Annotated in this window: 14 protein-coding genes and 1 pseudogene; 6 read left to right on the top strand and 9 right to left on the bottom strand. The window is 67.2% G+C overall.

All coding sequences use genetic code 11. The features are described from left to right. Positions 1-97: 97 nt before the first annotated feature. Positions 98-349: pseudogene (locus tag AB4Z32_RS02320) on the top strand (aromatic acid/H+ symport family MFS transporter); the annotation flags it as partial. 114 nt (positions 350-463) lie between these two features. Beyond that, complete coding sequence (locus AB4Z32_RS02325; protein ID WP_441933977.1) at positions 464-1,558, top strand: porin; 1,095 nt, start codon at positions 464-466, stop codon at positions 1,556-1,558. A 52-nt stretch (positions 1,559-1,610) separates the two neighbouring features. On the opposite strand, the gene AB4Z32_RS02330 is transcribed toward AB4Z32_RS02325, so the two are convergent. After that, entirely contained in the window at positions 1,611-2,804 is a 1,194-nt protein-coding gene (locus tag AB4Z32_RS02330; RefSeq protein WP_441933979.1) for an ABC transporter substrate-binding protein, read from the bottom strand. A gap of 206 nt (positions 2,805-3,010) precedes the next feature. Between AB4Z32_RS02330 and AB4Z32_RS02335 the strand changes: the two genes are divergently transcribed. Both AB4Z32_RS02335 and AB4Z32_RS02340 read left to right on the top strand, forming a co-directional pair. Then, positions 3,011-5,134 carry an EAL domain-containing protein gene (locus AB4Z32_RS02335; RefSeq protein WP_441933981.1) on the top strand — a complete coding sequence of 708 codons (2,124 nt, stop codon included), beginning with the start codon at positions 3,011-3,013 and terminating at the stop codon, positions 5,132-5,134. A 588-nt stretch (positions 5,135-5,722) separates the two neighbouring features. Continuing rightward, positions 5,723-6,316 carry a PEP-CTERM sorting domain-containing protein gene (locus tag AB4Z32_RS02340; protein ID WP_441933983.1) on the top strand — a complete coding sequence of 198 codons (594 nt, stop codon included), beginning with the start codon at positions 5,723-5,725 and terminating at the stop codon, positions 6,314-6,316. Between the two features lie 105 nt (positions 6,317-6,421). Here the strand turns inward: AB4Z32_RS02340 and AB4Z32_RS02345 are convergent, their stop codons facing one another. Then, complete coding sequence (locus tag AB4Z32_RS02345) at positions 6,422-6,805, bottom strand: winged helix-turn-helix transcriptional regulator (RefSeq protein WP_441933985.1); 384 nt, start codon at positions 6,803-6,805, stop codon at positions 6,422-6,424. A 113-nt stretch (positions 6,806-6,918) separates the two neighbouring features. Here AB4Z32_RS02345 and AB4Z32_RS02350 point away from each other — a divergent pair, with 113 nt between their 5' ends. Next, the gene (locus tag AB4Z32_RS02350; RefSeq protein ID WP_441933987.1) at positions 6,919-7,530 is read left to right on the top strand and encodes an NAD(P)-dependent oxidoreductase; all 612 of its coding nucleotides are present in this window, start codon (positions 6,919-6,921) and stop codon (positions 7,528-7,530) included. On the opposite strand, the gene AB4Z32_RS02355 is transcribed toward AB4Z32_RS02350, so the two are convergent. Further along, a complete protein-coding gene (locus AB4Z32_RS02355; protein ID WP_441933989.1) occupies positions 7,524-8,741 on the bottom strand; it encodes an IscS subfamily cysteine desulfurase in 1,218 nt (405 codons plus the stop codon). The two genes, AB4Z32_RS02350 and AB4Z32_RS02355, sit on opposite strands and share 7 nt — an antisense overlap. A 147-nt stretch (positions 8,742-8,888) precedes the next feature. On the opposite strand from AB4Z32_RS02355, the gene AB4Z32_RS02360 reads away from it, so the two are divergent. Beyond that, positions 8,889-13,925, top strand: coding sequence for a diguanylate cyclase (locus AB4Z32_RS02360; protein ID WP_441933991.1), 5,037 nt, complete (start codon positions 8,889-8,891; stop codon positions 13,923-13,925). Between the two features lie 106 nt (positions 13,926-14,031). On the opposite strand, the gene AB4Z32_RS02365 is transcribed toward AB4Z32_RS02360, so the two are convergent. The 6 genes from AB4Z32_RS02365 to AB4Z32_RS02390 form a co-directional block, all read right to left on the bottom strand. Then, on the bottom strand, positions 14,032-14,817 hold the full coding sequence (locus AB4Z32_RS02365; RefSeq protein WP_441933993.1) for a hypothetical protein: 786 nt from the start codon (positions 14,815-14,817) through the stop codon (positions 14,032-14,034). Positions 14,818-15,109: 292 nt separating this feature from the next. After that, entirely contained in the window at positions 15,110-15,805 is a 696-nt protein-coding gene (locus AB4Z32_RS02370) for an anti-sigma factor (RefSeq protein ID WP_441933995.1), read from the bottom strand. Beyond that, positions 15,802-16,386: a sigma-70 family RNA polymerase sigma factor gene (locus AB4Z32_RS02375; RefSeq protein WP_441933997.1), complete on the bottom strand. Its 585-nt coding sequence runs from the start codon at positions 16,384-16,386 to the stop codon at positions 15,802-15,804. Before AB4Z32_RS02375 ends, AB4Z32_RS02370 begins: the two co-directional genes overlap by 4 nt. 65 nt (positions 16,387-16,451) lie before the next feature. Further along, positions 16,452-17,150: a hypothetical protein gene (locus AB4Z32_RS02380; protein WP_441933999.1), complete on the bottom strand. Its 699-nt coding sequence runs from the start codon at positions 17,148-17,150 to the stop codon at positions 16,452-16,454. Beyond that, positions 17,147-17,710, bottom strand: coding sequence for a hypothetical protein (locus AB4Z32_RS02385; RefSeq protein ID WP_441934000.1), 564 nt, complete (start codon positions 17,708-17,710; stop codon positions 17,147-17,149). The genes AB4Z32_RS02380 and AB4Z32_RS02385 overlap by 4 nt, the downstream gene beginning before the upstream one ends. A 158-nt stretch (positions 17,711-17,868) precedes the next feature. After that, complete coding sequence (locus AB4Z32_RS02390; RefSeq protein WP_441934002.1) at positions 17,869-18,240, bottom strand: response regulator; 372 nt, start codon at positions 18,238-18,240, stop codon at positions 17,869-17,871. Between the last annotated feature and the right edge of the window lie 18 nt (positions 18,241-18,258).

Raw genomic sequence — 18,258 nt, forward strand, 5'->3', positions numbered from 1 at the left:
CAACTGGCCGTGTGTAGAGTCTAGTCAGACAAAACAGGAGACGGCAATGACTGCAGTTCAAACGCTCGATATCCGAGCCCATACCAATGGCCGCAAGATGAGCGGCGCCCAGACCGGCCTGAACGCCTTCGCGCCTTCCTGCTACCCGACCGCGGTCCGCGCCACCGGCGTGTCGTGGATGCTCGGCGTCGGCCGCTTCGGCAGCATCCTCGGTTCCTTCCTCGGTGGCCTGCTGCTGACCATGGGGTGGAGCTTCTCCGCGGTGATCGGCATCCTCGCCATGCCGGCCATCTTCGCGGCCCTGTCCATCGTCGCGTCCCGCAGCGCGGCGCGCACCGCGCTGGCCTGAGCCTCGCCCATAACAAACAAGATCATGCCGGCACCGGTGCTGCAGCGCCGGCGCCTGCCGGGACTCGCGTCTGGTACAGGCAACGAGAGCGCTGCAGCGCATCCTGGAGACACAATGAAGAAGACCTACATACTCGCCGCAGCCATCGCAGCCCTGTCCGGCGCCGCCCATGCACAGTCCAGCGTCACGGTCTATGGCCTGATCGATGCCGCCATCGAACACTACGACAACGCGAACGCGTCCGGCGCGGGCGTGACCCGCGTGCCCGGCCTGACCGGCGGCATGTTCCCGTCGCGCCTGGGTTTCCGCGGCAGCGAAGATCTCGGCAACGGCCTCTCGGCCATCTTCACGCTGGAGAACGGCTTCCAGCCCGATACCGGCAACGTGAACCAGGGCGGGCGCCTGTTCGGCCGCCAGGCCTGGGTCGGCCTGGCCGGCAAGTGGGGCGCGCTGACCATCGGCCGCACCTACAATATGCTGTACATCTCGACCTTCGACGTCGACCCCTTCGGCCCCAGCGTCTACGGCATCGGCACCCTGGACTCCTTCATCCCGAACGGGCGCCACGACAATTCGATCTCGTACAAGGGATCCTTCGACCGCATCACGGTCGGCGCCACCTATAGCCTCGGCCGCGACGTCTCGGCGGCGGGCGGGCCGTCGGCCACCAACTGTCCCGGCGAATCCGCCACCAGCGCCCAGGCCTGCCGCGAATATTCCGGTCTGCTGCGCTATGACGCCCCGGGATCGGCATTCGGTGCCGTGGTCGCCTACGACAATCTGCGTGGCGGCCCCGGTGCCGCCGCCGGGCTGACGAGTGCGGACCTGTCGGATTCGCGCCTGCATGTTGCCGGCTACGCCAACGTGGGCGCATGGAAACTCGGCGCCGGCGTCCTGCACCGGAATAACGAGGGCAGCAAGACCCAGCCGAAGAGCACGCTGGCCTACGTCGATGCCGCCTATTCCGTGACTCCGCAACTGGTCGTCGACGGGCAGATCGCCAGGCTCGATTTCAAGGACAGCCCGAACGATTCGGCGCAGCTCCTGCTGCGCGCCATGTATAACTTCTCGAAGCGCACCACCGTGTATGTCGCGGCCGGCCATATCGTCAACGACGGTACTGCCGCTGTGGCCCTGAGCTCGGGCGGCTCGGTCGGTGCGGGCCTGTCGCAAACCGGCGTGATCACCGGTATCAAGCACTCGTTCTGAGGCAAGGGAAGTAGGGGCAAGCGGCGGCGATGTCCGCTTGCCCCGGCCGGGTTCAGGCGCCCGGATCGCGGAACTTCTCGATCTTGTCGAACTCCACGTTGTACCAGCCGCCGTTCACCTTCTCGGCCTTGCGCAGATAGACGTTCTGGATCGTGTCGCGGGTCGCCGGGTCGATCTCCATCGGGCCGCGCGGGCTAACCCAGGCCATGCCCTTCATCGCCGCCAGCAGCTTGTCGCCATTGCTGTCGCCGCCGGTCTTGGCCAGGGCCAGGTAGAGCAGCTGCATGCCATCGTAGGCGCCGACCGAGTGCATGTTCGGGCGCATGCCCTTGTTGGCCTTCTCGAAGGCCTCCACATACGCCTTGTTCTCCGGCGAGGGATGGGCGGCCGAGTAATTGAAGCTCGAGACCACGCCTTCCGAAGCCGCGCCGATGGTTTCCATCAGGTCGTCGTCGACCACGTCGCCGGTGCCGATCAGGCGGATGCCGGCATTGGCCAGGCCACGGTCGGTGAACTGCTTCATCACCGCCGCCCCCTCGCCCGAGGGGACGAACACGAACAGCGCGTCCGGCCTGGCGTCGCGCACGCGCGCCAGGAAGGGCGCGTAGTCCGGATTGCGCAGCGGGACGCGCAGGCTTTCCAGGATCTTGCCGCCCGCCTTGGTGAAGCGCGTGACGAAGGTCTTTTCGGAGTCGAGCCCCGGACCGTAGTCGGACACCAGGGTCACCACGGTCTTGATCTTGTTCTTCGGCGCCCATTCGGCCAGCGGCGCCGTGACCTGCGGCAGGGTCAGGCCGGTGCGCACGATGTAGGGCGAGCGCTGCGGAATGATCGAGGTGGCGGCCGCCATCACGATCATCGGCACCTTGGCCTGGGTGGCGATGGGGGCCGCGGCCAGGGCCAGCGGCGTCAGGCCGAAGCCGGCCAGCACCTCGACCTTGTCGCGCGCCACCAGTTCCTGGGCCAGGCGCTTGGTGACGTCGGGCGAGAGCCCGCCGTCGTCCTTCAGGATGACTTCGATCTTGCGGCCGGCCACGGTATCGCCGTGCTGCTGGATGAACAGCCGCACCGCCGCGTCGACCTGGCGGCCGGTGGAGGCGAAGGGGCCGGACATCGGCACGATCAGGCCGACCTTCAGCGGGGTGGCGCCGGCGGCGCGCGCGAACGAGGGCAGCAGGCCGGCGGCCAGGGCGGTGCCGCTGGCCAGCAGCAGGTGGCGACGTTGCAGGTCGATTGGATGGGGCATCTTGTCTCCTTTATTGTCGTTGGATGGGATCCCGGACGTAAGGACACCGCGACCAGGATTGCCTGATTGTCGGGCAAGCGCCGAACGGAGGGGTGCGAAATGCTGCTGATGTGGTCTAATTTACTTATCGCAAAGTCTTGCGCGCCCACTGGCAGGGCCGTGCTACCATCGGCTGTAACTTCCGGTTTCTCAGCGCGGATCACATCATGGCCTCCCACAACGCCCCGGCAATCCAGCCCCAGCTCGACGATCTGCTCGAGCACATTCCCGCGGGCGTCGTCGTGCATGGCGTCGACGGCCGCATCCTGAACGCGAACCGGCTCGCCTGCGAACTGATCGGCATGAGCGTCGAGCAATTGAAGAACAGGGTCAGCGGGAAGGCCCGGCCCCTGCTGCGCGCCGACGGCTCGCCCTTGCCGCCGGATGAACTTCCCGCCAACGTCGTGCTGCGCACCGGCAGCAAGGTCTCGGAAGTCATCCTCGGCATTGCCGAACCGCAGCCGGAATCGGTGCGCTGGCTGATCTGTAACGCGTATCCGGAATTCGATTCCAAGGGCAAACTTTGCCGGGTCATCGTCTGCTTCACCGACTGTACCGCGATGAAGCAGGCCCAGCAGGGATTGCAGAAGTCCGAGGAACGGCTGCGCCTGATCCTGCAAGGCTCGACCGATGCGCCGTGGGACTACGATCTCGAGAAGAACGAGATTTATTACTCGGACCGCTGGTGGGAAATGCTCGGCTACCGGCCCGGCGAACTGGGGACCGATACCAGCCTCTGGCTGGACCTCGCCCACCCCGACGACAGGGTGCGTGTTGCCGGCTACTGGGACGATCTGCTGGCCAGCCAGCGCGGCACCTATAGCGTCGAATGGCGCCTGCGCCATCGCGACGGCCACTACGTACCGGTGCTGTCGCGCGGCCTGGTGACGCGCGATGCGGCGGGCAAGGCCCTGCGTGTATCCGGAACGAATACCGACCTGACCGAGCAAAAACTGGCGGAGCGCCGTATCTACGAACTGGCCTATTACGACCATCTCACCGGCCTGCCGAACCGCCGCCTGCTGGGCGAGGAACTGGACAAGGCGCTGGCGCGCAGCGAACGCACGGGCCGCCTCGGGGCGGTGGTCTTTCTCGACCTGGACAATTTCAAGCTGCTCAACGATACGATGGGCCACGACTTCGGCGACATGCTGCTGCGCCAGGTGGCCGAGCGCCTGCGCCATACCTTGCGCCACTGCGACCAGCTGGCCAGGCTGGGCGGCGACGAGTTCGTGCTGGTGCTGGAAGACCTGGGCGACGACCCGCACGAGGCGGTGATCGAGGCCCAGCACGTTCTGGAAAAGCTGCTGTTCACGCTCGGCCAGCCTTATTACCTGGATGGACGCCTGTTCGTCAGCACGCCGAGCATCGGGGTCACCTTGTTCGACGGCGCCGCGACCGGCATCGAGACCCTGCTCAAGCAGGCCGACCTCGCCATGTACCGTGCCAAGGCGGAAGGACGCAATACCGCGCGCTTCTTCGATCCTCGCATGCAGGCCTCGGCCGAATACCAGGCAAGGCTGGAGCGGGCGCTGCGGGAAGGCTTGCTGGACCACCAGTTCGTGCTGTTCTGCCAGCCCCAGTTCAACAGTGAGGGCCAGGTGGTCGGCGCCGAAGTGCTGCTGCGCTGGCGCCGCGCCGACGGCTCGCTGCTCGGTCCCACCGAATTCATCGGCCTGGCCGAGTCGTCGGGCATGATCGTGCCGCTCGGCCAGCACGTGCTGGAGGAAAGCTGCCGCGCGCTGGCACGCTGGCGCAGCGACCATGTACTCGGACAGCTCGAGCTGGCGGTCAACGTCAGCGCGCACCAGCTGCGCAGTGCCGATTTCGTCGCCCGGATGGTCGACATCCTCGAGGAAACCGGCGCGCCGCCGGGCAAGCTCTGCCTGGAACTGACCGAAAGCGTGCTTGCCGAAAATGTCGCGGACACGATCGAGCGCATGCGCGCACTGCGCGGCCACGGCCTGCATTTCTCGCTGGACGACTTCGGTACCGGCTATTCCTCGCTCGCCTACCTGAAGCGCTTTCCGCTCACCGCCCTGAAGATCGACCGCTCCTTCGTGCACGACGTCCACGTCAATCCCGATGCCGTGCCGATCGTCAAGGCGATCATCGCGCTGGCGCGCACGCTCAAGCTCGACATCGTTGCCGAGGGCGTCGAACACGAAGCGCAGCGCAACTTCCTGGTCGATGGCGGCTGCGGCACGCTGCAGGGTTACCTGCTGGGCCGGCCGATGCCCATCGGGGACTTCGAACGGATGTACGGCAGCGGCGGGATCGGCACGGCCTAGACCTTGCGCCCAGGGCGCCGGCCTCAGCAGCCGCGCGGTCGCGGCAGGTAAGGACGCGGTGCCGGATGCCGGCGCCGGTCGGCCAGCCTTTGCCGTTCATCTCCACCTCGCCGATGACGGTCGTCGTATCCGGCGAGCCCGCCAGCATCCACGTCACGCGATACAGGCGCCGCCTCGCTCGCGGCGGGTTGTTCGACGGTCTCAAGTAAGTGTCCAAACGAAAGGTGGTGACATGGAAACTTTCGGTAATCTTTACGCATTTCTTTGGGGTTACAATGAATGTTCAGTTAAGTCGTTGATCTGAAAGAACTCATTTAAGCTGGAATGTATTTTGCTGTGGTTAAGAGTTGCATTACTTGGATGTCCATATAAAAGCGAAGTAACTTCTGGGGGAGCAAAATAATGAGATCTAAGGTTCTGAAAATTGCATTGACAACGGCATTTCTAACGGGCGCGGCGCCAGCGTTCGCAAACCTGGTCTATCAAACGGGAACGCAACAGACCGGCACCGGCCTGGGGGCGGTACAGACGGTGGTAACGGTCCAGGACAATGGTGGTGGGAAGAAAAACGGCACCGAGTCCGGATGCGTGACCTACGTCAGCGGCAATCCGGCCACCCCGGCGGAAACCTGCCCGACGGCCTTAAAGTTGGGCATGCCCACGGCCCTGGAAGGCGGCGACAACACTGCCGGTAACGCTGGTAACAATACCTATTTCCTCAGTTCGATCACCGGCCTCGCCAGCGCGGGCCAGCTCGGCTTCGTCGTCAACGTCAGCGAGCCCGGCGCGACCACGGCCACACTGACCGACCTCTATATGAGCCTGTTCAGGGTTTCGGACAGTACGACGAGATACTACAACTACATGGGACCGGACCTGGTGCTCAGCGACACCGGTGGTATCGGCCAATCGGGCCTTCACCGTTTCGTCCTGGACGACGCCCAGGCCGCCGACGCCGCGGGCTTCTGCAGTAACCTGGCCAACTGCATTGTCGGAGGTGGTGTCCAGTTCCTGAACGGCACAACGCAAGGGGCGCCGGAAACCGTCCGGGTGGCCGCCTTCGAGCGCGAGACCCCGGGCAATCCCGGCGGCGAGGTGCCGGAACCGGGCTCGCTGGCCCTGCTGGGCGCAGGCGCGATGGCCTTCGGCGCAATGCGCCGCCGCTTCACCGCAAAGCAGTAAGCCAGGCGGACAAGGGCCCGGGCGACCGCATCGGTATCACTTGAAGCGGCGTCCGGGCCGGCCGTCCATCCAGGCCGGGCGCCGGCAAGCATTACCCATCACCCATCATCCAGGCAGGCGGTACTGGCGCCTGGCGTCGCGAATCGCTTCGTGATGCCGGTTGGCCCAGTCGACCAGGCCACGCATCGGCACCATGAAGGAACGCCCGAGCGGCGTGAGCTCGTATTCGACCCTCGGCGGCACTTCCGGATACACGGTCCGCAGCACGAAACCGTCTTCTTCCAGGCGCTTGAGCGTGGTCGACAGCATCTGCTTGGACACGTCGCCGATCGCACGCATCAATTCATTGAAGCGCAGGGTGCCGCAATCGAGGGAATGCAGGACCAGCAGGGTCCACTGGTCGCCGATGCGGTCGAGGATGTCGCGGATCGGGCAGCCGTCCGCGGTGTCGGCGTCCAGGCAGGGATGGGCAATTAGTGTGTCGCGCATGGGAATCGGTCCGGCATGGTCAGGCCGCACTGACCAGATCATGCCGCGGTGACTTCTTGTAAAGGGCTCCAGCCTAGCATAGGATGGGGCGTGGTCTACACGGAGAAATTTTCATGGCAAGTATTGCCCTCATCGGCGCCACCGGCAACGTCGGTTCCCGCCTGCTCGACGAACTCGTTTCACGCGGCCACCAGGTCACCGCCATCGGCCGCGATCCCGGCAAGGTTCCGGCGCGTGCGGGCGTCAGCGCCGCGCGCGCGGACATCAATGACGAAGCCGGCCTCGCCGCCGTACTGCGCGGACACGATGCCGTGATCAGCGCGGTGCGCTTCCTGGACAGCGACCCCGAAACCCTGCTGGCCGCGGTGCGCAGCGCCGGCGTGCCGCGCTACCTGGTGGTGGGCGGCGCCGCGAGCCTGCTGGTGGCGCCCGGCAAGCGCCTGCTCGACCAGCCCGATTTCCCCGAAGCCTACAAGGCCGAGGCGACGCGTGGCGCCGCTTTCCTCGACGCCCTGCGGCAAGTCCAGGACCTGGACTGGACCTTCCTGTCACCGTCGGCGATGTTCGTGCCCGGCGAGCGCACGGGCCGCTTCCGGCTCGGCCAGGACGAACTGCTGACGGGCGAAAAAGGCAGCTCGATCTCGTACGAGGATTTCGCCATCGCGATGGTCGACGAACTCGAGAAACCGGCCCATTCGCGCCAGCGCTTCACCGTCGGTTACTGAACCCGCAGCGCCAGCCGGAGCTGCCGCAGCAGATAGTCGACGTCGGCGGCGCCTGTGTAGCGGCCCAGGGTGATCCGCATCGCGCCGCGGGCCAGCGCCTCGCTCAGGCCGAGCGCGCGCAGGACGTAGGAGGGCGCGGCGCTGGCCGAGTTGCAGGCGGAACCGGCCGACACCGCGATGCCGGGCAGCTTGTCGGCCAGGGCATCGGCGCCGGCGCCGGTAAAGCTGATGTTCAGGTTGTGTGGAATGCGCTGTTCCATGTCGCCGTTGAAGCGCACGCCGGGCAGGGCGGCGAGCCCGCCGCACAGGCGCTCCCGCAGCGCGCCGATGCGCGCGGTTTCGTTCGCCATGTCCAGGCGCGCCAGTTCGAAGGCCTCGCCCATGCCCACGATCTGGTGGCTGGGCAGGGTGCCGGAACGCAAGCCCTTCTCGTGCCCGCCGCCATCCATCTGCGCCTCCAGCCGCACCCGCGGATCGCTGCGCACGTAGAGGGCGCCGATGCCCTTGGGACCGTAGACCTTGTGGGCGCTCAGCGACAGCAGGTCGACCTGCAGGCGATCGACGTCGATCGCCACCTTGCCGGCCGCCTGTGCCGCGTCCACGTGCAGCAGTACGCCGCGGGCGCGGCAGATGCGTCCCAGTTCGCCGATCGGTTGGATCACGCCGATCTCGTTGTTGACCATCATGACCGAGGCCAGGATGGTGTCGGGCCGCAGCGCCGCTTCGAAGGCGGCCGGGTCGAGCAGGCCGTTCGGCTGCGGCTGCAGGTAGGTGACCTCGTAGCCCTCGCTCTCCAGCCGGCGCATGGTGTCCAGCACGGCCTTGTGCTCGGTCGTCAGCGTGACCAGGTGCCGGCCTTTGGCGCGGTTCGCGTGGGCCGCGCCTTTCAGCGCGAGGTTATTGGATTCGGTGGCGCCGGAAGTCCAGACGATGTCGCCGGCGGCCGCGCCGACCAGGGCCGCGACCTGGGCGCGCGCCCGCTGCACCGCCGAAGCGGCCTCAATGCCGAAAGCGTGGGAGCTGCTGGCCGGGTTGCCGAATTTTTCGGTCATGTACACCAGCATCTTCTGCGCGACGCGCGGATCGACGGGCGTGGTCGCCGCGTAGTCGAGGTAAATGGGAAACCCCGCAGGAAGCGCCGCCGGCGCCGGGAGATCGGCAGCGCTGCGACAGGATGCCGCCGCGCGGCTGGGCGTGAGTGTGTCGGTCATGGCGGTGTGGTTCAATGATGGGAAAGCCCACCTTAACCGCGTCCGCGACGAAAGCAAACGACCGATTATGCAGATCGATATCGGATTTTCGACGCTCCCAGGCGGCGGCATGCTGATATAATATTTGCCACACTGCAAGCCCATCCCATGAGCGCCCTTTTCGACCACGAGATCATCGAACAGCTGCACGACAGTTCCCGCTCGCTGGTCTATCGCGCCCGCGCGCGGGACGGTACTGCGCTCATCGTCAAGCAGCCCAACCAGCAGTTCCCGTCCTTCCAGCAGCTGGCGCAGTTCAAGCGCGAGTACGCGATCGCGCGCCGCTGCCGCCATCCGGGCGTGGTGCGTCCGCTCGCGCTGGCGCTGCATGGCGGGCGCTGGACCATGATCCAGGAAGACGCCGGCGGCCTCGCCCTCGACAAATTCCTGCGCGCCCAGCCGCAGGGCATCCTGGCGCTGGACGACTTCTTCGAGATCGCGCTGCAGCTGTGCGCGGCGCTGGAAGAGGTCCACCGCCAGGGTGTGATCCACAAGGACATCAATCCCTCCAACCTGGTGTGGAATGCCGAACGGCGCCTGCTGCAGCTGATCGACTTCGGCATCGCCTGCGAGCTGCCGCAGGAAAACCAGGGCATCGTCCACCCGCATGCGCTGGAAGGCACGCTGCGCTACATGGCGCCGGAGCAGACCGGGCGCATGAACCGGCGGGTCGACTACCGCGCCGATTTCTACGCGCTCGGCGCCACCTTCCACGAATTGCTGGCCGGCCAGCCGCCCTTCGATGCGCGCGACGGCATGGAGCTGGTGCACTGCCACATCGCGCGCAGCCCGGACTGGCTCAACCCGGCGCTGGCCGGCCTGCCTGGCGCGCTGCTGGCGATCGTCCAGCGCTTGCTGGAAAAGAACGCCGACCAGCGCTACCAGAGCGTGGAAGGCCTGCGCCGCGACCTCGAAGCCTGCCGCGCGGGTCAGGCGGCACCGGCGCAGCCGCTGCGGCTGTCCGACCACAACGGCCGCTTCCTGGTACCGCAGGCCCTGCACGGGCGCGAAAAGGCGATCACGGCACTGCTGGCGGCCTTCGAACGCAGCGCCGATGGCGGCGGCGAGATGCTGCTGGTGGCCGGCTATTCCGGCATCGGCAAGTCGGCGGTGGTGAACGAGGTGCAGAAGCCGATCGTCGCCCGGCGCGGCTGCTTCCTGTCCGGTAAATTCGACCAGTTCCAGCGCGACCTGCCTTACGCCTCGCTGATCCAGGCCTTCCAGGGACTGGTGCGCCAGCTGCTCGCCGAGCCCCAGGACGTGCTGCGGCAATGGGCGGACAAGCTGCGCGAGACCCTGGGCAGCGGGCTTGGCGTAATGGCCGAACTGATTCCCCAGCTAGCGCTGATCGTCGGTCCGGTCGAGGCGGCGCCCCTGCTGGCGCCGGAACAGGCCCAGCTCCGCCTGAGCCGGGTGTTCCCGCGCTTTGCCCAGGTATTCGCCGCTGCCGGGCATCCGCTGGTGCTGTTCCTCGACGACCTGCAATGGGCCGACGCGCCGACCTTGCGGATGATCGAGCTGTTCATGCGCTCGCGCCACCTGCTGGTCATCGGCGCCTACCGCGACAACGAAGCCGAGGCCACCCGTCCGCTGATCGGCTTGCGCGACAAGCTGCTGGCGGACGGCCTCAAGGTATCGACGCTGGTGCTGGGGCCCCTGACCGAGCAGCAGGTGGCGCGCATCGTCTCGGCCACGGTGCGCGTGCCGCTCGCCGACTGCGCGCCGCTCAGCCGGCTGTGCTTCCGCAAGACCGCCGGCAATCCCTTCTTCCTCAACCAGTTCCTGGGTTCGATCCATGAAGCGGGCCACCTGCGCTACCGCGCCGCGGACAATTGCTGGGACTGGGACCTGGCCGCGATCGAGCAGGCGGCGTACACCGACAACGTGGTCGATCTCCTGCTCGACAAGATCCGCCGCCTGCCGTCGGCGACCCAGCACCTGCTGCAGCTGGCCGCCTCGATCGGCAACCGCTTCACGCTCGACACGCTGGCCCTGGTGGTCGAACGCGCCGCCTGGCGCACGCAGCAGGACCTGTGGCCGGCGCTCGATGCGGGGCTGATCCAGCCGCTCGACGAACGCTACAAATACCTCGATGCGGATGCCGGCCCCGCCGCCGGCAGCAGCGGCATCGGCTACCGCTTCCTGCACGACCGCGTGCAGCAGGCGGCCTACGAAGTCCTCGACGCCGGCGCGCGCGGCGCCAACCACCTGCGCATCGGCCGCCTGCTGCTGCGGGACACGGCGCCGGAGCGGCAGGACGGCAAACTGTTCGAGATCGTCGAGCAGCTCAACGCCGGCCGCGGCTTGATCCAGGACGCCGCCGAGCGCCTGCAGCTGGCCGGGCTGAACCTGCGCGCCGGCGCCAGGGCGCGCCGGTCCGCCGCCTTCCAGGCCACGCTGGAGCACATGCGCATCGGCCTCGAGCTGCTGCCGGCGGATGCATGGCAGCACCACACCGGCCTCTGGCTCGACCTCCAGCTCGGCGCCGCCGAAGCCTATTACCTGTGCGGCCGGTTCGACGCCGCCGAGGCGATCTACCCGATGGTGCGCGCGCACAGCCGCACGCCCCTCGAACAGGTGCGCTGCATTTCCGTCCAGGCCCACCAGTACCAGTTGCAGGGCCGCTTGCAAGATGCCATCGCCGTGCTGCGCGAAGGCCTGGCGCTGCTGGGCGTCGACATCCCGCACGAGGCGGCCCTGCTGAAGACGCGCTTCGACGAACTCATGGCCGACACCATGCGCCTTCACCAGGGCCGCGATCCCGAGGAGCTGCTGGCGGCGGGCGAGATGCGCGATCCGGCCGCGGTGGCGGCGCTGCAGCTGATGCACGGCCTGTGGATGGCCGCGTATTATGCCGGCACGCAGGATATAAGCGGGCTGATGCCCCTGGAGATGACCCATCTCTCCATGCAAGAGGGAAAAAGCGACTTCAGCGCCGCCGGCTACGTCGCCTACGCGACGCATTTCGCGCTGCAAAGCGGCGACTTCGAGCGTAGCTATCGCTTCGGCGCGATGGCGCTGGCGCTGGCCAGGAGCCGCGCCAACGTGCAGATTCGCATCCAGACCACCCTGATGTTCGCCGCCATGTGCAATCACTGGACGCGTCCGCTGCGCAGCTCGGATGCCCTGTACGAGGAAGCCTTCGGCTGGGCGCTGGAGATCGGCGATTTCGTGCAGGTCGGCGTGGTGGCTGCCGTGCGCGCGACCGAAAGGATCATCCTCGGCGACTACCTGCCGGACCTGATGCAGGACGTCGAGCACGACCTGGCGCTGATGCGCGCCAACGGGCAGCAGGCGATGGCCGACTGCTGCGTCGCCGGCGCGCTCCAGCCGATCAGGTCCCTGATGGGCCTGACGGCGCGCAGCGACAGCTACGACGACGACACGTTCAGCGAGGCGCGCTTCCTCGAGCAGTACGGCGCTTCGCGCCTCTACAATGCCTACTTTTTGCAGGGGAAGATCCGCAACGCCTGGCTGTTCGACGCCGCCGATGCCGAGGCGCTGGCCGGCCAGCTCGGCATCATCACCGCAATCATGCGCGGCCAGGCCAAGGTGCCGGAATCGAGTTTCTACGCGGCGCTGATCCTGATCCGCGCCTTGCGCCGCGAGCCGGGACGGCCAGACGCCGGCGAACTGCTGGAGCGGATCGAGGCGCTGCGGTCCAGCCTCGCCCACTGGGCCGGCATCGGCCCTGAGAATCTCGGCGCGAAAGACCTGCTGGTACAGGCCGAGCTGGCCCGCTTGCGCCAGGACCTGCCGCTGGCGACGCGCTGCTACCAGCAGGCGATCGACGCCGCCGGCCTGGCCGGCTACGTCAACGTGCAGGCGCTGGCGAACGAGCTGTGCGGCGAATGCTGGCTGGAGCAGGGCCAGCCGCGCGTGGCGGCGGTCTTCCTCAGGGACGCCATCGCCCGTTACGGCCAGTGGGGCGCCGCGGGCAAGATCGCGCAGCTGCGCGCGCGCCACAGCGGCCTGCTGTCGAACCTGGACGGGCGCACCACGCTCCCGCATTCCGGCACCCACACGCAAACCCACGCCAACGGCGCCAGCGCCCTCGACCTGGTCTCGCTGTTGAAGGCGACCCAGATCCTGTCGAACGAGGTCGGGCTGCGCAATGTGCTGCAGCGCCTGGTGTCCATCGTGCTGGAAAACTCCGGCGGCCAGGTGGCGCGCCTGCTGCTGCTGACCGATGGCGTCTGCCGGCTGGAAGCCAGCATCGACGAGGAGAAGGATGGCGAAGGCGTCACGGTGCTGCAGTCGCGCCCGATCGACCTGGACGCCGCCGCCGATCCGCAGTTCCCGCTGTCGGTGCTGCGCTACGTGATCCGCACCGGCCAGGAAGTCATCGAAGACAATATCGCAGCGGCCTCGCGCTTTGCCGCCGACCCCTATGTGCAGCGTCTGCAGCCGCGCGCCGTGATGTGCCTGCCGATCCGGCACGGCGGCCGCATCGACGGCGTGCTGTACTTCGAGAACCGGCTGGCCGAAGCCTCCTTCACCGCGGAGCGCGTGGAATTCCTGCGCATGCTCGGCGCCCAGGCCATGATCTCGATCGCCAGCGCCAGGCTGCACGACAGCCTCGAACAGCGCGTCGCCGAGCGCACCGCGCAGCTCGAAGACGCCAACCGCAAGCTGGCGACGCTGTCCATCACCGACGGCCTCACCGGCCTCGCCAACCGCCGCCATTTCGACGAGGTGCTGCGCGCCGAATGCGCGCGCGTGGCCCGCCTCGGCCAGCCGCTGGCCGTGGTCATGCTCGACGTCGACCACTTCAAGAAATTCAACGACCGCTACGGCCACCAGGCCGGCGACGCCTGCCTGGTGCGGGTAGCGCACGCGCTGGCCGCCGGCACGCGGCGCGCCGGCGACCTGACCGCGCGCTACGGCGGCGAAGAGTTTTCGATCGTGCTGCCCAACACCGGCGCGGACGAAGCCCGCGACATCGGCGAGGCGCTGCGCGCGGCGATCGAAGTCCTGCACATCGACCACGCGGGTGCGGCCTCGGGGCAGGTGACGATCAGCGTCGGCATCGCGGTCCAGCCGGGGCTGGAGGCAGGGAACCCGGATACCCTGATGCGGCTGGCCGATGCGGCGCTGTACCGCGCCAAGGCGGCCGGGCGGAATCGTGTGGTGCTCAGCGAATGAGCGTGTCCCACCAAACCTGGTCTCGTCGTAAGAGCGGCAAGACCGTGGCTTGAGCCATTCAGGGCTTCTGCGATCGACCTGTCGTGTTGAAAAATTTCCTGGACAGTCAGCCGCGTCGCACGCGGCGGCGAGTGGCCCCGAGAGCGGTCAGGCCTAGCGCTATCAGGGACAGCGGGCCTGGCGCGGGCACCATGTTCACCTGTCCTTCGATGACGTCGTTCTGGCAGGTCTCGCCCCAATGCATGGCGATGGACGAAAAGTTCAACAGGTCGGTCGACGATACATCGATCTGGAATTCCAGCGTCTGGTCGGGCGTCACTGTCCAGGTGCCGGTCAGCCCGGTGTCGGTCACGCTCCCGGAGCCGGTGTCCACGGCCGTCGCCTGGCCATCACGGTAGTAGCAGGCGCTGCCCAGGCCGCAGCTCATGAAGGATTCGCTCATCTTGATGCCGGCGTTGTTGGCCGGGCCATTTAGCTGGTAGAGCCTGAAGCTGCCTCCGCTATTACTGTAGCGGTTGTCGAGGCTGAAGCCATACGACCACAGTGTGCCGTTGCCGGCGTTGTCGCTGACATGGTGGGCATCGCTGCCGTAGGGCGTCCAGGCCGAAGCCAGGAACACGTCGCCATAACCGATACCGCCCGAGGTGAGCGCGGCGTCGATGCCGGCGTGGCCTGCGAAGTTGGTGGCAATGCCTATCGTCAGCATGGCGCCGGCGCGGGTGATCGTGGCGCCATGGATGTAATAGGGCGTGTCCCCGATCACGTCGCCGTAGCCGTGTGAATCGCTGCCCCAGTAGGCGTTGTCGCCCGTGTCGGTGATGACGCCGGCATGCGTACTGGCGGCGGTAAGAAGAGCAAGGGCGGCGAGCATGGTCTTGATGACGTTTTTCATGAATTCTCCAAGTTAATTTGATGCAGCAAATACAAGCAGAAACCATGCCACACGTAAATTAAACTTGAAAATCATGCATTTGTTGTTTCCTATGTTCTACAAATAGTGCAACCTGTAAAGTTTTTCGACAGGGTGAACGATGTCTTTTGGCACCTGGGTCACAGCGCCGGAAGTGACGTTTACCTCGTGGCGACGCTCGGCCATGACAGGACGTCCATGCTGGTCGGCGGACCGATGCCATCGCCTGAAGCACTTCTCCCCCGGCCTGAGGATGACGCCTGCCCGATGCGCTTCAAAGCCGCGTCCAGCCACCCTTGTACAGCACCGGCCCTGTCGGCGCATCCGGATTCGGCGAACCGCCTTTCGGCTCCAGGCTGATCGCCAGCAGCATCACGTCCGGGCCGATGGCGCGCTGGTCGAGCACCAGCTCGGCGCTGTGGTTGTCGGGCAGGATACCGAGCGAGCGCGGCTTGCCGTCGCGGGCGATCGCCCACAGCTGCAGGGTGCGGTCGTCCGGTACGCGTACGTCCTGTGCGACCTGGACGTGGAGGCGCCGGCGTGCCGGATCCGCGGTGACGACGAGGGCGGTACGCGCCTGCGCGTCGGCAAGGGCCGCGACCTGCCGCGGCAGCGGCGCTTCGCCGCGCCCGGCCAGCAGCACGGCCAGGACCACTGCGGCGGCGCTTGCGAAGAATGCGAGCCCGGCCCAGGGCCGTGCCGCGTCCACGCGCCAGAACTGCCACCACGGCGCCGGCGACAGCTGCAGGCGGCGTTCGATGCCGCCCCAGACGCGTGCCGGCGGCGTGACCGGTCGGCCCATCTCCGCCATCGCGGCCAGCCGTCCCTGCCAGCTGGAGACGGCGGCGCGCAGGGCGGCGTCGGCGCGCAGCCAGGTCTCGAAGCGGCGCCGTGCCGCACCGCGCAGGGTGCCGAGCGCGTATTCGGTCGCCAGCCTTTCCCGCAGGACGGCGTTGTCCCGGATGTTCATGCAGTCTCTCCCTTCGTCAGGCAGTCGCGCAGGCGCTCGAGACCGCGGCGGATCCAGGTCTTCACGGTGCCGAGAGGAAGACTGAGCCGGGCCGCCACTTCGCTGTGCGACAGCTCGTGCAGGTAGGCCATGCCGATCGCCTGGCGCTGGCGGCTTGCCAGCCTTTCCATGCAGGCGGCCAGCGCCAGCGCTTCGCGCGAGAGCTGGGCGCGTTCCTGCGGTCCGGCGGCGCTGTCCTGCAGCGCTTCGACGGGGTCGCAGTCGCCCGCCGCGAAAGCGGTTTCCCCGCTGGCCTGCAGGCGGCGGTACGCGTCCAGGGCCTTGTTGCGCACGATGGCCGCCATCCAGGTCAGCGGCGCCGAAAGATGCACCTGGTAGCTCGATGCCGCGTGCCAGATCGAGACGAAGGCGTCCTGCAGCGCTTCTTCCGCCAGCTCATCCTTCCTCAGGATGCGCAGGGCAAAGCCGAACAGCCTGGCCGACGTCGCGTCGTACAAGGTGCGGAAGGCCTTCCTGTCCCCGAGCGCCACGGCGGCAAGAAGCCGGCGCAGATCCTCGTTTTCGTCGAATTCCCTGCTCACGGCGGCCTTGTGATTGGCGAGATGAAACCATTGTAGCGTTTCATCTCATGCTTGCGTTAAATTCATCAATTTATGGTGTCCTCCTTCGCGGACAGGTACTGCTCGCGCACCGACAGCCCGCTCTGTGGCAGGTGGGAGGCCGTGACGGTCGCGAGATAGTCCGCATAGCGGTATTGAAGCCGGGCGGTCTGGATCGGCAGCGCCGCCAGCGCTTCCGGCGCCGGATCGCCCAGCGTCACGGTCGGCGCGCCGAGGGCGCTGCGCAGGCGGGCGGCGGCCGAGGACCATACCGTGCGCAGCGAGGCCGCATCCATGCCGCGCCGGTAGACGTCGACGCCGACCAGGCGGCCGGCCGGGCCGAAGCTCAGCCACAGTTCGCTGACCGGCGGCCCGTCCAGCGCCAGCGTGCCGGCGTCGATGCCGCGGCAGCGCAGGTGGCGGTAGCCGCGCAGCTGCGCTTCGCATTGCGCATGGGCGCGCCCGAGCAGGGCCAGGGCCTCGGCTTCGGTGGTCCGGTCGAGCTGCATGCCCGCCAATGCCGGACGGGCAGGCGCAGGTTCGCTGCCGCGGATCGAGGCCAGCCCCACCTTGCGCAATTGGGCGACCTGTTCCGGGGTCACCGTGCGTACCGGGCAGGGGACGCCGGCGGCAGCCAGGAAGCGCAGGCCGGAGGGCGTGTGCATCCAGCCGATCGCGCCGAGCGCCAGCAGCACGGCGCCGCCGATGCCGGCGCCCAGTTGGAGAGGGCGGCTGAGCGTGTTCATGACTGGCAGTTGGCCGCGGTGTTCGGGCCAAGGTAGACCGGTGCGCCGGAGACGATGGAGCCCTTCAGTCCGACCAGGGTCGGCGCCACGCGATTGATGTAAGCGTCCGGTACGCCGTCCTGTTTCATGACCGCCGCCAGGTCGACGATGAACTGGTCGAACACGCAGCCGGGAATGCCGAGGTCCTTGTGGGCCGTGACCATGTCTTCGCAGGTCTGGGTGGTGTCGTCGGCGGTGACGGGGCCGGGATAGGAATAGGGGCCGCCGAGCACGGCGTTGAACTGCAGGCGCAGGCAGGCCTTCAGGCGGTCGGGCGAGTCGTGGCCCGGTTTGCCGACGACGGCGAAATAAGGGGCTTCCTTCGGATCGGCGAGCAGGCCGGCGACGGCGTCGTCGACGACCTTGCCGACCGCCGCCGGCGCCTTGGCGTCGCCGCCCAGGGCCAGCCAGATATCATTGTTCTGAGGAAATTGGGCCATCGGCTTGTCGTCATTGCCGCCACCGCAGGCGGACAGGACGGCGCACAGGCATGCCGAGGACAGGAAGAGGGTGCGCTTCATAGGGTCTCCAGAAAGTGGTCGATCCGGGGAAATGTCCCCGCCTGGAAGCGCTGCGGTTCCGAGCGTCGCTCTTCAGCCGTCAGGCGCTTTGACCTATATACGTAGCGGATTCGGTTTTGGATTCAAACAGTGGCGAGTGCAAATAGCCCTGCGCTACTTCACCATTTGCGCCATCCTGCGCTGCCGGGGGACATGGCGCGTTCGATTGCTGCCGCCAGCGCTTTCAGGCACAAAGGCTTTTGTACCCAGGCGTCGATCGATGTCGCCGGCGCCTGTGGCTGGCGCCCGCCCACCACGATCACTTTCAGATGCCCTTGCAGCTTCTTGAGCCGTGCCGCCACCGTGCCGCCGTCGGGGTCGCGCAAGCCCAGGCTGATGATCGCCAGGTCGACCCGGAGCGACTCGAGGACGCCGGCGGCGCAAGCGAGGTCCTCGAAGGCGACCGGCACATGCTTCAGCCCGTCCAGCAGGTAGACCACGGCCTGACGCGTGAGCGGATCGTTTTCTACGAGAAGTGTGGAGAGCGGCATCGGTAAGGTAGGGGGAGA

The sequence above is a fragment of the Massilia sp. 2TAF26 genome (genome assembly GCF_052115005.1).
Lineage (GTDB): Bacteria > Pseudomonadota > Gammaproteobacteria > Burkholderiales > Burkholderiaceae_D > Telluria.

Excerpts from the sequence above, each read along its gene's own strand:
- AB4Z32_RS02330 (WP_441933979.1), bottom strand. The coding sequence starts at position 2,804 with ATGCCCCATCCAATCGACCTGCAACGTCGCCACCTGCTGCTGGCCAGC.
- AB4Z32_RS02345 (WP_441933985.1), bottom strand. The coding sequence starts at position 6,805 with ATGCGCGACACACTAATTGCCCATCCCTGCCTGGACGCCGACACCGCG.
- AB4Z32_RS02380 (WP_441933999.1), bottom strand. The coding sequence starts at position 17,150 with ATGAACACGCTCAGCCGCCCTCTCCAACTGGGCGCCGGCATCGGCGGC.
- AB4Z32_RS02350 (WP_441933987.1), top strand. The coding sequence starts at position 6,919 with ATGGCAAGTATTGCCCTCATCGGCGCCACCGGCAACGTCGGTTCCCGC.
- AB4Z32_RS02385 (WP_441934000.1), bottom strand. The coding sequence starts at position 17,710 with ATGAAGCGCACCCTCTTCCTGTCCTCGGCATGCCTGTGCGCCGTCCTG.
- AB4Z32_RS02370 (WP_441933995.1), bottom strand. The coding sequence starts at position 15,805 with ATGAACATCCGGGACAACGCCGTCCTGCGGGAAAGGCTGGCGACCGAA.
- AB4Z32_RS02325 (WP_441933977.1), top strand. The coding sequence starts at position 464 with ATGAAGAAGACCTACATACTCGCCGCAGCCATCGCAGCCCTGTCCGGC.
- AB4Z32_RS02390 (WP_441934002.1), bottom strand. The coding sequence starts at position 18,240 with ATGCCGCTCTCCACACTTCTCGTAGAAAACGATCCGCTCACGCGTCAG.
- AB4Z32_RS02360 (WP_441933991.1), top strand. The coding sequence starts at position 8,889 with ATGAGCGCCCTTTTCGACCACGAGATCATCGAACAGCTGCACGACAGT.
- AB4Z32_RS02365 (WP_441933993.1), bottom strand. The coding sequence starts at position 14,817 with ATGAAAAACGTCATCAAGACCATGCTCGCCGCCCTTGCTCTTCTTACC.
- AB4Z32_RS02335 (WP_441933981.1), top strand. The coding sequence starts at position 3,011 with ATGGCCTCCCACAACGCCCCGGCAATCCAGCCCCAGCTCGACGATCTG.
- AB4Z32_RS02355 (WP_441933989.1), bottom strand. The coding sequence starts at position 8,741 with ATGACCGACACACTCACGCCCAGCCGCGCGGCGGCATCCTGTCGCAGC.